This is a genomic window from Streptomyces sp. 2-1, from assembly GCF_048564895.1.
GTDB lineage: Bacteria > Actinomycetota > Actinomycetes > Streptomycetales > Streptomycetaceae > Streptomyces > Streptomyces phaeochromogenes.
The window spans coordinates 3171125-3182979 of record NZ_CP183383.1 but is presented as its reverse complement, the minus strand read 5'-3'; the positions used below and the strand labels follow the sequence as shown (position 1 = coordinate 3182979).

The following is an 11855-nucleotide window of genomic DNA, read 5'->3' as shown; positions in this document are numbered from 1 at the left end:
CGTATGCTACAAGTTGCGCTGCGGGCCTGCGCTCCTCAGACGTAGCAGGCTGCGCTCGCATCTGTTGTATGTCCCCTCGGTTTTCGAGGCGCCACCGGCAAGTGTTCGTCATGGAACACGCCCGGATTCGGCGCTTCCTTGGCTGTCCGGCTTCTTCAGAGCGAAACGGGCTCCCGGCGTAAGCAGTACCTACGACTCACTGTCCGTACCGGAGCCCTTACCCACATGACGAGCAGCACCGAGACCACCGCCACCACCCCGCAGGTTGCGGTCAACGACATCGGTAACGAGGAAGCCTTCCTCGCCGCGATCGACGAGACGATCAAGTACTTCAACGACGGCGACATCGTCGACGGCGTCATCGTGAAGGTCGACCGGGACGAGGTCCTGCTCGACATCGGTTACAAGACCGAAGGTGTCATCCCGAGCCGCGAGCTCTCGATCAAGCACGACGTCGACCCCAATGAGGTCGTCAAGGTCGGCGACGAGATCGAAGCCCTTGTTCTCCAGAAGGAGGACAAGGAAGGCCGCCTGATCCTCTCGAAGAAGCGCGCCCAGTACGAGCGCGCCTGGGGCACCATCGAGAAGATCAAGGAAGAGGACGGCATCGTCACCGGCACCGTCATCGAGGTGGTCAAGGGTGGTCTCATCCTCGACATCGGCCTCCGTGGCTTCCTGCCGGCTTCTCTCGTCGAGATGCGCCGTGTCCGCGACCTCCAGCCCTACGTGGGCAAGGAGCTCGAGGCGAAGATCATCGAGCTGGACAAGAACCGCAACAACGTGGTCCTGTCCCGCCGCGCCTGGCTCGAGCAGACCCAGTCCGAGGTTCGCCAGACGTTCCTCACCACCCTGCAGAAGGGTCAGGTCCGCTCCGGCGTCGTCTCCTCGATCGTCAACTTCGGTGCGTTCGTGGACCTGGGTGGCGTCGACGGTCTCGTTCACGTCTCCGAGCTCTCCTGGAAGCACATCGACCACCCCTCCGAGGTTGTCGAGGTCGGCCAGGAAGTCACCGTCGAGGTCCTCGACGTCGACATGGACCGCGAGCGTGTCTCCCTGTCGCTGAAGGCGACGCAGGAAGACCCGTGGCAGCAGTTCGCCCGTACGCACCAGATCGGTCAGGTCGTCCCGGGTAAGGTCACCAAGCTCGTTCCCTTCGGTGCGTTCGTGCGCGTCGACGAGGGCATCGAGGGCCTGGTCCACATCTCCGAGCTGGCCGAGCGCCACGTGGAGATCCCGGAGCAGGTCGTCCAGGTCAACGACGAGATCTTCGTCAAGGTCATCGACATCGACCTCGAGCGTCGCCGGATCTCGCTGTCCCTGAAGCAGGCCAACGAGTCCTTCGGTGCCGACCCGGCCTCGGTCGAGTTCGACCCGACGCTGTACGGCATGGCCGCGTCGTACGACGACCAGGGCAACTACATCTACCCCGAGGGCTTCGACCCCGAGACCAACGACTGGCTCGAGGGCTACGAGTCCCAGCGTGAGGTGTGGGAGAACCAGTACGCCGAGGCGCAGACGCGCTTCGAGCAGCACCAGGCTCAGGTCATCAAGTCCCGCGAGGCGGACGCCCAGGCCGAGGCCGAGGGTGTCGCCACCCCGGGTGCGGCTCCGGCCGCCTCCGGTGGCAGCGGCGGCGGTTCGTACTCCTCGGAGTCGGACGACAACTCCGGCGCCCTGGCGTCGGACGAGGCGCTGGCCGCCCTCCGCGAGAAGCTGGCCGGAGGCCAGAGCTGATCGCACACCTCTAGGCAGTGACTAGCTGGTGACTGCGGGCCCGCACCCTTCTGGGTGCGGGCCCGCAGTGCGTTGACCGGCAGAGGCGTTCAGCCGGCCGGAAAGCGCGCGGTTGCAGAAACTTGCGGGATACATGAATAACTGATGGGCCGTAACCGGCCATTGGGAGGCTTCCTCGGTCGTTCAAGATCGAGAAGGGGAGCCCCAGTCATGGCACAGCCTCAGAGCGGTCCTGGTACGAGCCGGCGTTCGTTCCTGCGCAGGGTGGGCCTCACCGGCGGCGCGGGCACGATGTTCGCCACCATGGGAGCCCTCGGCCTCGCTCCCACGGCCCAGGCCGCCCAGCGCGAACAGCCCTTCCACGCCCCGAAGCCGAGCGACTTCACGCTCAGCGGACGCGGCGCGGCCAAGGTGGTCGTCGTCGGCGGCGGCATCGCCGGCCTCACGACCGCGTACGAACTCGGCAAGGCGGGCTACGACTGTACGGTCCTCGAGGCCAGGGACCGCACCGGTGGCCGCAACTTCACGGTCCGGGGCGGCGACACCACCACCGACCTGTACGGCAACCGGCAGACGGCCCGCTTCGGCGACGGGCAGTACATGAACGCGGGCCCGGCGCGTCTGCCCCAGTGGATGGTCACTCTTGACTACTGCCGCGAACTCGGTGTCCCGCTAGAGGTGTTCACCAACGTCAACGCGGACGCGTACCTCTTCAACGAGTCGGCCGGCATGACCGAGCCGATGCGGTACCGAACGGCGAAGGCCGATGTCTACGGGTACGTCTCGGAGTTGCTCGCCAAGGCCACCGACACGGGCGCCCTCGACGCGGAGTTGAGCGCCGAGGACCGGGAGAGGCTCGTCGAGTTCCTCAAGGACTTCGGCGACCTGGGGAACACGCTGGACTACACGGGCGGCGAGCGCCGCGGATACGAGGTCGTCCCCGCCGCCGCGGGCACCCCCGGTGTGCTCCTCGGTGACGTCCCGTCCGCCTCCGAGGTGTTCGCGAGCGGCGTCGGCCGCTACTTCTCCTTCGAGTTCGGCTTCGACCAGGCGATGCTGATGTTCCAGCCGGTGGGCGGCATGGACCGGATACCGCGCGCCCTGACGAGGGCGATCGGGGGCCATCGCATACGTACGGGGGCCGTCGTCTCGAAAATCACCGACAAGGGAAGCGGCGTCACCGTCACGTACACCCAGGGCGGCCGGACCAGGAGCGTCGACGCCGACTACTGCGTCGGCGCGCTGCCGCCCAACATCCTCGCCAAGATCCCGCACAACCTGGGTGCTGGCGTACAGACCGCGCTGGAGGCGATCACACCGTCGTCCGCGGCCAAGATCGGCCTGGAATACCGCTCCCGCTGGTGGGAGCTCGACCACCGGATCTACGGCGGCATCACCGAGACCGACCAGGACGTCACCCACATCTGGCACCCGTCCCACGGCTTCCACGGCGAACGCGGCGTCATGATCGGCTACTACAACTACGGGGCCGACGCGGACGCGTACGCGAAGCTCACGCCCAGGGAGCGCGAGACGCGTGCGGTCGCCGCGGGAGTGAAGATCTACGGGGCGAAGTACCGCACCGAACTGGCGTCCTCCTTCTCCCACCACTGGCGCCAGACGCCCCATCTGGAGGCCGCCTGGCACACGACCACCGGCGGTCCCGACCACGCCCGCTACAAGCCGCTCAACGAGCCCACGGGGCGTGTCTACTTCGCGGGCGACTGGCTCAGCTACACGGACGCCTGGCAGCACGGCGCGTTCACGTCCGCCCGCAAGGCCGTCACCGCGCTCCACGCGCGCGTGCTGGCGTCGTAGCACCGGCAGGGCGTCGACACGGCACCGACACGGCATGGCGTCATTGCACTGTCATGGCGAGGTCAAGGCGCGGTCGTGGCGCATGAGAAGCCGGTAAAAGGGGGCAGCGAACGGGCGTGAGCGGGGAATGCTCGTGTCCTGGTCCGCGTTGTGGAGTACGAACACGAGGAGGAGCGGTCACTGTGCTTGATCCGCAGGGTTTGTACGCATGGGAGCCGAAGGGCCTGGCTGTCGTCGACATGGCGCTCGCCCAGGAGTCGGCCGGTCTTGTCATGCTCTACCACTTCGACGGATACATCGACGCGGGCGAGACCGGCGACCAGATCGTCGACCGGCTGCTCGACTCGCTGCCCCACCAGGTCGTGGCCCGCTTCGACCACGACAGGCTCGTGGACTACCGCGCCCGGCGCCCGCTCCTGACGTTCAGGAGCGACCGCTGGGCCGACTACGAGGAGCCCACGCTGGACGTGCGGCTCGTCCAGGACGCCACCGGAGCGCCGTTCCTGCTGCTCTCCGGCCCCGAGCCGGACGTGGAGTGGGAGCGCTTCGCCGCGGCCGTCCAACAGATCGTGGAGCGTCTCGGCGTGCGCCTGTCCGTGAACTTCCACGGCATTCCCATGGGCGTACCGCACACGCGCCCCGTGGGCCTCACACCGCACGGCAACCGCACGGACCTCGTCCCGGGCCATCGCAGCCCCTTCGACGAGGCGCAGGTCCCCGGCAGCGCGGAGTCGCTGGTCGAGTACCGCCTGATGCAGGCCGGACACGACATCCTGGGCGTCGCCGCGCACGTGCCGCACTACATCGCCCGCTCCCCGTACCCGGACGCAGCGCTGACCGTCATGGAGGCCATCACGGCGGCCACCGGTCTGGTCCTGCCCGGGATCGCGCACTCCCTGCGCACCGAGGCGCACCGCACACAGACCGAGATCGACCGGCAGATCCAGGAGGGCGACGAGGAGCTGGTCGCGCTCGTCCAGGGGCTTGAGCACCAGTACGACGCCGCCGCCGGCGCCGAGACGCGGGGCAACATGATGGCCGAGCCGGTGGAGATTCCGTCCGCGGACGAGATCGGGCTCGAGTTCGAGCGGTTCCTCGCGGAGCGGGAGGGCGACGCGTAGTCGCTTCGCTGGAGGGCTCGGATTCCGGCTGCCGGTTCGTCGGGGCTGGGCGCGCCCACGCGGCGGAGCCGCATACGGGCACAGCCCAGCGCCCCTTTGGGGCGCGGCCCCTCTGCCGGGGCCCCGCGGGGGCTTTGTCGGTGGTGGGTTCTAAGCTCTTGGGCATGCTGAAGGTTGGTCTGACCGGTGGGATCGGGGCCGGCAAGAGTGAGGTGTCGCGGCTGCTCGTGGAGCAGGGCGCCGTACTGATCGATGCCGACAGGATCGCGCGGGAGGTCGTCGCGCCGGGCACCGCGGGGCTCGCGGCGGTCGTGGACGCCTTCGGCGAGGGCGTGCTCGCCGAGGACGGCAGCCTGGACCGGCCCAAGCTCGGGTCGATCGTCTTCGCGGACGCCGAGAAGCTCGCCGTGCTGAACTCGATCGTGCACCCCCTGGTGGGTGCCCGCTCCCACGAGCTCGAAGAGGCCGCCGCGGAGGACTCCGTGGTCGTGCACGACGTCCCCCTGCTCGCCGAGAACGGCCTCGCGCCGCTCTACGACCTCGTGATCGTCGTCGACGCGAGCCCCGAGACCCAGCTCGACCGGCTCGTACGGCTGCGTGGCATGACCGAGGGGGACGCCCGCGCGCGTATGGCCGCACAGGCGACGCGCGACAAGCGCCTGGAGATCGCGGATGTCGTCATCGACAACGACGTACCACTGGAAGTCCTGCAGCGGCGCGTTCGGGACGTGTGGGCGGATCTGGTCCGGCGGGCCCGGGGCGCCTCGGAATAGTGGGCCCCTTGGGGGCGTTGATTCCTTGCAGTGAGGGAAGGACTCTGCCGTGCCCGAGACCAGCGGATTCACCGGACGTACTCCGGAGACGCATGTCATCGACTTCCGTGCCGCCGAGCAGTTGCTGGCCGCGCGGGATCCGCGGGGTGCGGTGAAGCTGCTGGACCGAGTCATCGCCGCACATCCCGAGAACACCGCGGCCCGGCTGCTGCGCGCGCGTGCCTTCTTCGCGGCGGCGCAACTGCGGCCCGCCGAGCTGGAGTTCACCATCGTGCTGGAGCGCGAGCCGGACAACGCGTTCGCGCACTTCGCGCTCGCCCGCACCTATGAGCGCTCCGGCCGCTCCGACCAGGCCCTGCGCCACTTCAGGCTCGCGGCGGCGCTGGATCCGCAGCCGGAGTATCTGGCCGCGGCGCGCTTCGACTCCTGAGGCGCCGGACGGCTCCCGTGGCGCGGAACGAGTTCTGAGACACGGGAGGACTTCTGACATGAGGCCGTCGGCGCTGCGAGGCTGAGCGACACGAGGCCGTTGCGCTGCTGGGCTGAGAGCCGAGGGGTGAAGTGCGCGCCCTAGAGGCGGTGTTCCGGTGGTCGGTACGGCGGGATGTCGGGCCCGGGCTGGTAGTGGGGCCCCTGGCGGATGTGCCTGAGGACCATCGTCAGATCGACGGTGACGATCAGCCACAGCACCCCGCAGGCGATCGCCCAGCCGGGCCGCCCGACGACGGCGAACGCGGCCGTCCCCACGATCGCCCAGACAAGGCCCCACACACTGAGCCACAGGCGCACTCGTAGGACACTGCGCGCTGTCGTCGGTTCACTGCCCGTTCGCATCGGGACCACTACTCCTACGGAAAAACGTACTCTTCGTGATGCACGTTCACCAAGAGGCGGACGAACGGGGAGCAACTGTGCTGGTGGAGGAGCTGCGGGCGGACGAGAGGCTCGCCGGATGGCTGAGGGACCTGGAGAGCGAGGGCGAGCCCGACGGTCCACGGGCGGAGGACGTCCTGCCGGACGCGATCGCGCTGCCGGACGTCCTGCTCGACCTGTCCGTGCCGCACGAGTACGTCAACGAACTCGTCGCGCTGCGCGGCCGGCTGGTGGCGGACCCGGAGGCGATGACGCTGCTGCGGCGGTGCGTCGCCCGGTTCGTACGCGGCATGGGGGAGATCGGCAAAGGGTGGGAGCCGCCCGCGTTCCCGGAGTCCACCGGAGCGCTGGGCCGCACTTTCCATGTGTTCGTCTTCGTCGCCGCGCTGCCGTATGTGCGCGCCTATCACCTGCAACGGGGCGTTCCGGCGGACGTGTCCCGGCGCACCCTCGCCGACCTGGGCCGGCACATGGCCGTGCACCGGCGACGCGTCGGCACCAGCGGGCTGCTGGTGCCCTGGTGGATCGGGCTGCACTTCCACGGGGAGCTGTACCAGCTGGGGCGGCTGCAGTTCCAGCGCGCTCGGCTCGGCGGCCACACGGGCGAGGCGGCCTCGGCCGCGGGACTCGACACCGGCCCCGGAGACCTCTGTCTGAGCGTGCACATCGCCGACTTCCGGGGACCCCTGTCACCGGAGGCCTGCGACCAGTCGCTGGACCTGGCACGGGAGTTCTTCGCCCGCCACTACCCGGACGAGCGCTACGCGGTGGCGGAATGCCACTCCTGGCTGCTCGACCGGCAGCTGCAGCGGTACCTTCCGGCGGACTCCAACATCGTGAGCTTCCAGGAGCGGTTCCAGATCGCGTACGAGGAGACGAAGGCGGACGACAAGGGTCCCGTGGGATTCGTCTTCGGTGACCCGGAGCTGCCGGTGGAGGAGTTGCCTCGGCGGACCAGGGTCGAGCGGGCGGTCGTGGACCATCTGCGGGCGGGCGGCCACTGGTACGGCGGTCATGGCTGGTTCGCGTGGTGACCGAAAGATTAGTGACCAGCTCACGCCACTAACGGTCAACTATCGATCATTTCCTGGCCAGTTCGAAGTGTCACTCGAACGGGTGGTGTGGGCGGTGGAGGGAACGGGGCGGCGAGCACGGGCCGTTGTGCGGGTATGACGATCGAGATGCGTGAGGGATACGAGGGGACAGGACCCGGCGCCATCACGCCGGACGGCTGCGCGGTGGAGCTGTACTCGCGGCTGTCCGTCGGGGACGAGCCGGACATCATCGCCGGGGCCGTGCCGGCGGGGGCGCACATTCTCGAACTGGGCAGCGGTGTGGGGCGTATGACCCACCCGCTCCTGGAGCGGGGCTTCACGGTGACGGCCGTGGACGAGTCGGCCGAGATGCTGGAGCGGGTGCGCGGGGCGCGCACGATATGCAGCCCCATCGAGACGCTCGACCTGGCAGGCGAGAAGTTCGACGTGGTGATGCTCGCGTCGTTCCTCGTGCACAACGGAGACGACGAGGTGCGGCGAGGGATGCTCGACGCCTGCCGGAGCCATGTCGCGGACGACGGGTGCGTGCTGATCCAGCGCGAGGGGGAGGACTACCACACGAATCTGCCGCGCGAGCGACAGGACCCGAGCGGGTTCACGATCCGGATGCTGTCGGCGGAGCCGGTGGGGAACGGGGTCAACTCGGTGCGGGCGGAGTATGTCTTCCCGGACGCGGTGTGGACGCAGACGTTCCTCGCCCGGCCGCTCACGAAGGAGGCGTTCGAGGAGGCGCTGGGGGAGTCGGGGCTGAAGGTCGACCGGTATCTGACGGAGGACCGGGTGTGGGTTCGGGCGGTGCCGGCGTGACGGCGTGACGGTCTGGCGGTCTGCGGGCGTGACGGTGTGACGGCCTGAAGAGGGCGAAGTCCCCTTGTGGGGCAACGAATTCCTCGTGCGGCGATGAGTTTCGGACACCGGGCCGGTCTTCCTCTGTGACAGCAACGCGCACCGCTTCACACAGGAGATCCCCATGTTCGAGACCACCGCTACCGTCACCTCCGGCTCCGGCTCCGGCTCCGGCTCGGGCTCTGGCTCCCGCTCCACCTCCGGCACCGTCATCGCCGAGTCGGCGACCGCCCGTGGCCGTCGTGCCCGCCTCGCCCTGCGGGGACTTCAGGTGCTGCTCGCTCTTTTCTACGCGTTCGCGAGCGCGCTGCCCAAGCTCATCGCGCACCCCTCGGCGGCCGAGGGGTTCAACGAGATGGGGTGGGGCAGCGCGGGGATGTACACCATCGGCGCGCTCGAACTGGCCGGTGCCGTCGCCCTGTTGATCCCGGTGCTCTCGTCGGTGGCGGCGGTGTCGCTGGGCGCGCTGATGGTGGGCGCGTTCATCACCCAGATCACCGTCTTCGGAGGGGAGAACGCGGCGACCCCGCTCATCCTGATACTTCCGCTGGCGCTCATAGCCTGGGCACGGCGGAGGGATGCGGCGGAGCTGCCGAGGCTGGTCCGCGGGCGCTCCTGAGGGAGTACGGGGTTCGGACGGCGTCCGGCGGGCCATCCCAAGGGTCCTGCCGGACTCGTTGCGGGTGCTGGGTGCTGGGTGCTGGGTGCTGGGTGCTGGGTGTCTGGGTCCGCGGGGACGCCCCTCCAGGGGCGCGGGGAACTGCGCGATCAGCCACGGACGGCCCGCACTCGGCGAACCTGCAGCCGCCCTCGCCCTCGCCCTCGCCTTCGTCCTCGCCCCGCCAGGGTCAAGACGTAGGTGCCCCGGGGCCACCATCAGGCGCCCCAAGCCCCCGCAACCGTTCCAGCTCGCGCCGGTCCCGCTTGGTGGGCCGCCCCGCACCCCGGTCGCGGATCCCCGCCGGGGCGACGGCCTCGCGAGGCGGAGGCGGCGGACTGTTGTCGACAAGGCACTCGGCGGCGACAGCCGCCCCCACCCGCTTGCGGATCACCCGTTTCACGACGACGACCCGCTCCCGGCCGTCGTGCCGCAGCCGGACCTCGTCGCCGACGCGGACGGTGTGTGCGGGCTTGACGCGTTCGCCGTTCACCCGGACATGGCCTCCGCGGCAGGCGGTGGCACCCATCGAACGGGTCTTCACGAGGCGTACGGACCAGATCCAGCTGTCGACGCGCACGGTCTCACCGGTCGCGGGGGCCGCCGCCTTCGCGGCTGCCTGCGCGTCGGCCACGGCGGCGTCGGTGCTGCCCGCGCCGGTCCCGTCCTTGCCGTTGCCCTGAGTGCCTGAAGCCATGGTCCGACCTTAGTCCTCGACGGGCGGGCAGTCGGAACCGTTTTCCGCCGGGCATACCGTGGGGGCATGGATCAGGAGCGCAGCCTGGCCGAGCTGGACGAGCGGATCGCCGGGTGCCGGGCCTGCCCGCGGCTGGTCGACTGGCGGGAGGAGGTGGCCCGCACGAAACGGGCCGCCTTCGCGGACTGGACGTACTGGGGCCGCCCGGTGCCGGGCTTCGGGCCGCCGGACGCCTCGCTGCTGGTGGTCGGACTCGCGCCCGCGGCACACGGCGGGAACCGGACTGGGCGGATGTTCACGGGAGACCGGTCCGGGGACGTGCTGTACGCGGCGCTGCACGAGGTGGGGCTGGCGTCCCAGGCCACGTCCGTGAGCAGCGACGACGGGCTGGCCCTGCACGGCGTACGCGTCACCTCGCCCGTGCACTGCGCGCCGCCCGCCAACAAGCCGACGCCGGAGGAGCGGGACACCTGCCGGCCCTGGCTGGTGAGCGAGCTGCGTCTGCTCAGGCCCACCCTCCGCGCGGTCGTCGTGCTCGGTGCCTTCGGCTGGCAGGCCGCGCTGCCCGCGTTCGCCGCGGCGGGCTGGACGGTGCCCCGGCCCCGGCCGGCCTTCGCCCACGGGGCGCGGGTCACGCTGGACGGCCCCGACCGGCCGCTGGAGCTCTTCGGCTGCTTCCACGTCAGCCAGCGCAACACCTTCACGGGGCGGCTCACCCCCGAGATGCTGCGAAACGTGCTGCGCACGGCGGCGAAGGCGGCGGACCTGCCGACCCGGCCGTACGAGGGCTAGGGCCGCGCGCGACCGGCAACGGACGGCCCGCGGCGTCGGGTCGGGCGGGTCGGTTACCGCGTTCCCGCGGAGCGCTCAGCGTCGCGCCCGGTCCCGTTCGCCCGCCGACTGCACGAACTGCAGCTCAAGGGTGGCCGGGGGAGGGGCGACGCCGGGGCCACCGGCCTGCGCCCAGCGGAGTATCTCGTCCGTGCAGTCGTCGCCCATCGACCAGCCGATCCAGACGGGTCGGCCGCCTCGCCGGCGGCCCTCACCCGACGGCTGTACGACGATGATGTTGGCCTGATCGCACGGGCCGAGGCAGTCCGTCGTACGGACCGCGAGGCGGCCGTCGGAGGCATCGGCCGCGGCGCGCAGCCGGTCGAGCTGCCACTCGTGGTCGTAGTCCGGGTACTTGCGCGCGTCACCGCAGCAGCAGCCGCGGCAGACGACGAGTGTGCAGGGACGGGTCCTCGCCGCACCGATGGCCGTACGGACGGTCACGCTTCTCCCTCGGAGCCGGAGCCGGAGCCAGAGCCGGAGCCGGAGTTGGCAGTGGCATGTGAGGCGGGGTCGGGTTCGGTGTCGGAGTCGCCGAAGAGGTGGCGCACCGTCGAGCGGTAGTTGGCCTGTACGTGGGCCAGGGCGTGGGCGCGGGCCAGTTCACGGTCGCCGGAGGCGATGGCCGCGTACAACTCGCGGTGCTCGGCGAGGAGTTGGGGCCACTCCTCGTTCTGGCGGGTGAGCCAGCGCAGCCGGCCGTCGACCGGCTCCATCACGGAGATCAGCAGGCTGTTTCCGGCCATCGCCAGGATGCGGTCGTGGAAACGGGTGTTGATGTCGGTGATCGCCTCCGCGTCGTCCGCGCGGGTCGCGTCCGCCGCACGGTCGAGGAGCTCCTCCAGCTCGGCGAGATCGGCCCGGGTGGCGCGCTGCGCGGCCAGCCCGGTGGCGTACACCTCAAGGGCTTCACGCAGTTCGAAGAGTTCCGCGACGTCAGTCGGGGTCAGGCGGCGTACGACCGTGCGGCGCGGGGTCTCGAAGAGGACGAAGCCCTCGGCGACCAGGGCCCGGATCGCCTCGCGGACCGGTACGCGGGAGACCCCGAACCGCTCGGCCAACTCCCGCTCGACCAGCCGGTCGCCGGGCAGCAGCCGCCCGGCGATGATCTCCTGCCGCAGCGAGCCGAGGACCCGCTCGCGTACCGCCCCCAGCGGTTCCACCGTTGTCATGGGTCCATCCTCGCCGAACCAGGGACGGTTTTACCGAGCTGTAACCGTACGGACATGGCGAGATGTCGTCGGCGGCGAGACCATGACGTCAGTTTGGTATACCAAAACTGCAAGCGGCTGCTCCCCGGGCCTCAGGCCCCAGCCTCCCCATGTCCCCTTCCACGCCCCGCCCCGCACGCTCCCCGTCCCCTCTCACTCTCCCCGAACCCGAACCCGCACCCGTAGTCGCACTCGCACTTGCACCCGCACTCCCCGCAGTCCTCCCGCCGTCCCCTCG

Annotated in this window: 13 protein-coding genes; 9 read left to right on the top strand and 4 right to left on the bottom strand. The window is 70.1% G+C overall.

Annotated elements, in window-relative coordinates:
* The first annotated feature begins 225 nt into the window (after window positions 1-225).
* The 5 genes from rpsA (at window position 226) to ACN20J_RS14015 (ending at window position 5876) form a co-directional block, all read left to right on the top strand.
* Window positions 226-1734, top strand: coding sequence for a 30S ribosomal protein S1 (gene rpsA / locus ACN20J_RS14035; RefSeq protein ID WP_189840393.1), 1509 nt, complete (start codon window positions 226-228; stop codon window positions 1732-1734).
* Window positions 1735-2025: 291 nt separating this feature from the next.
* Window positions 2026-3552: a flavin monoamine oxidase family protein gene (locus ACN20J_RS14030; RefSeq protein WP_419668879.1), complete on the top strand. Its 1527-nt coding sequence runs from the start codon at window positions 2026-2028 to the stop codon at window positions 3550-3552.
* A 182-nt stretch (window positions 3553-3734) separates the two neighbouring features.
* Complete coding sequence (locus ACN20J_RS14025; RefSeq protein WP_189840394.1) at window positions 3735-4673, top strand: PAC2 family protein; 939 nt, start codon at window positions 3735-3737, stop codon at window positions 4671-4673.
* 164 nt (window positions 4674-4837) lie between these two features.
* Complete coding sequence (coaE, locus tag ACN20J_RS14020) at window positions 4838-5446, top strand: dephospho-CoA kinase (RefSeq protein WP_362304004.1); 609 nt, start codon at window positions 4838-4840, stop codon at window positions 5444-5446.
* A gap of 49 nt (window positions 5447-5495) precedes the next feature.
* The gene (locus ACN20J_RS14015) at window positions 5496-5876 is read left to right on the top strand and encodes a tetratricopeptide repeat protein (protein WP_055617514.1); all 381 of its coding nucleotides are present in this window, start codon (window positions 5496-5498) and stop codon (window positions 5874-5876) included.
* 140 nt (window positions 5877-6016) lie between these two features.
* On the opposite strand, the gene ACN20J_RS14010 is transcribed toward ACN20J_RS14015, so the two are convergent.
* Window positions 6017-6280 (bottom strand): DUF6343 family protein, encoded by a 264-nt coding sequence (locus tag ACN20J_RS14010; RefSeq protein ID WP_364186069.1) that lies wholly within the window; start codon window positions 6278-6280, stop codon window positions 6017-6019.
* A gap of 38 nt (window positions 6281-6318) precedes the next feature.
* On the opposite strand from ACN20J_RS14010, the gene ACN20J_RS14005 reads away from it, so the two are divergent.
* The 3 genes from ACN20J_RS14005 to ACN20J_RS13995 all read left to right on the top strand — a co-directional run bounded on the left by ACN20J_RS14005 (window position 6319) and on the right by ACN20J_RS13995 (window position 8839).
* Window positions 6319-7353, top strand: a complete 1035-nt coding sequence (locus tag ACN20J_RS14005; protein ID WP_361919999.1) for an acyltransferase domain-containing protein — start codon at window positions 6319-6321, stop codon at window positions 7351-7353.
* A 135-nt stretch (window positions 7354-7488) separates the two neighbouring features.
* Window positions 7489-8181 (top strand): class I SAM-dependent methyltransferase, encoded by a 693-nt coding sequence (locus tag ACN20J_RS14000; protein WP_419665999.1) that lies wholly within the window; start codon window positions 7489-7491, stop codon window positions 8179-8181.
* 163 nt (window positions 8182-8344) lie between these two features.
* The gene (locus ACN20J_RS13995; protein WP_419665998.1) at window positions 8345-8839 is read left to right on the top strand and encodes a DoxX family protein; all 495 of its coding nucleotides are present in this window, start codon (window positions 8345-8347) and stop codon (window positions 8837-8839) included.
* Window positions 8840-9068: 229 nt separating this feature from the next.
* Here the strand turns inward: ACN20J_RS13995 and ACN20J_RS13990 are convergent, their stop codons facing one another.
* Window positions 9069-9575, bottom strand: coding sequence for an RNA-binding S4 domain-containing protein (locus tag ACN20J_RS13990; RefSeq protein WP_190230305.1), 507 nt, complete (start codon window positions 9573-9575; stop codon window positions 9069-9071).
* A 66-nt stretch (window positions 9576-9641) separates the two neighbouring features.
* Here ACN20J_RS13990 and ACN20J_RS13985 point away from each other — a divergent pair, with 66 nt between their 5' ends.
* Complete coding sequence (locus ACN20J_RS13985; RefSeq protein WP_419665997.1) at window positions 9642-10367, top strand: uracil-DNA glycosylase; 726 nt, start codon at window positions 9642-9644, stop codon at window positions 10365-10367.
* A 75-nt stretch (window positions 10368-10442) separates the two neighbouring features.
* Here ACN20J_RS13985 and ACN20J_RS13980 read toward each other — a convergent pair whose 3' ends face one another.
* Together ACN20J_RS13980 and ACN20J_RS13975 are read right to left on the bottom strand one after the other, a co-directional pair.
* Window positions 10443-10850 (bottom strand): (2Fe-2S) ferredoxin domain-containing protein, encoded by a 408-nt coding sequence (locus ACN20J_RS13980; protein ID WP_361995266.1) that lies wholly within the window; start codon window positions 10848-10850, stop codon window positions 10443-10445.
* The gene (locus ACN20J_RS13975; RefSeq protein ID WP_361901113.1) at window positions 10847-11578 is read right to left on the bottom strand and encodes a GntR family transcriptional regulator; all 732 of its coding nucleotides are present in this window, start codon (window positions 11576-11578) and stop codon (window positions 10847-10849) included. Before ACN20J_RS13975 ends, ACN20J_RS13980 begins: the two co-directional genes overlap by 4 nt.
* Window positions 11579-11855: the final 277 nt, after the last annotated feature.

Bases quoted from the DNA above. Each gene is read 5' to 3' on its own strand.
- coaE (WP_362304004.1), top strand. From the start codon at position 4,838: ATGCTGAAGGTTGGTCTGACCGGTGGGATCGGGGCCGGCAAGAGTGAG.
- rpsA (WP_189840393.1), top strand. From the start codon at position 226: ATGACGAGCAGCACCGAGACCACCGCCACCACCCCGCAGGTTGCGGTC.
- ACN20J_RS14030 (WP_419668879.1), top strand. From the start codon at position 2,026: ATGTTCGCCACCATGGGAGCCCTCGGCCTCGCTCCCACGGCCCAGGCC.
- ACN20J_RS13975 (WP_361901113.1), bottom strand. From the start codon at position 11,578: ATGACAACGGTGGAACCGCTGGGGGCGGTACGCGAGCGGGTCCTCGGC.
- ACN20J_RS13985 (WP_419665997.1), top strand. From the start codon at position 9,642: ATGGATCAGGAGCGCAGCCTGGCCGAGCTGGACGAGCGGATCGCCGGG.
- ACN20J_RS14000 (WP_419665999.1), top strand. From the start codon at position 7,489: ATGACGATCGAGATGCGTGAGGGATACGAGGGGACAGGACCCGGCGCC.
- ACN20J_RS14010 (WP_364186069.1), bottom strand. From the start codon at position 6,280: ATGCGAACGGGCAGTGAACCGACGACAGCGCGCAGTGTCCTACGAGTG.
- ACN20J_RS13990 (WP_190230305.1), bottom strand. From the start codon at position 9,575: ATGGCTTCAGGCACTCAGGGCAACGGCAAGGACGGGACCGGCGCGGGC.
- ACN20J_RS13995 (WP_419665998.1), top strand. From the start codon at position 8,345: ATGTTCGAGACCACCGCTACCGTCACCTCCGGCTCCGGCTCCGGCTCC.
- ACN20J_RS14005 (WP_361919999.1), top strand. From the start codon at position 6,319: ATGCACGTTCACCAAGAGGCGGACGAACGGGGAGCAACTGTGCTGGTG.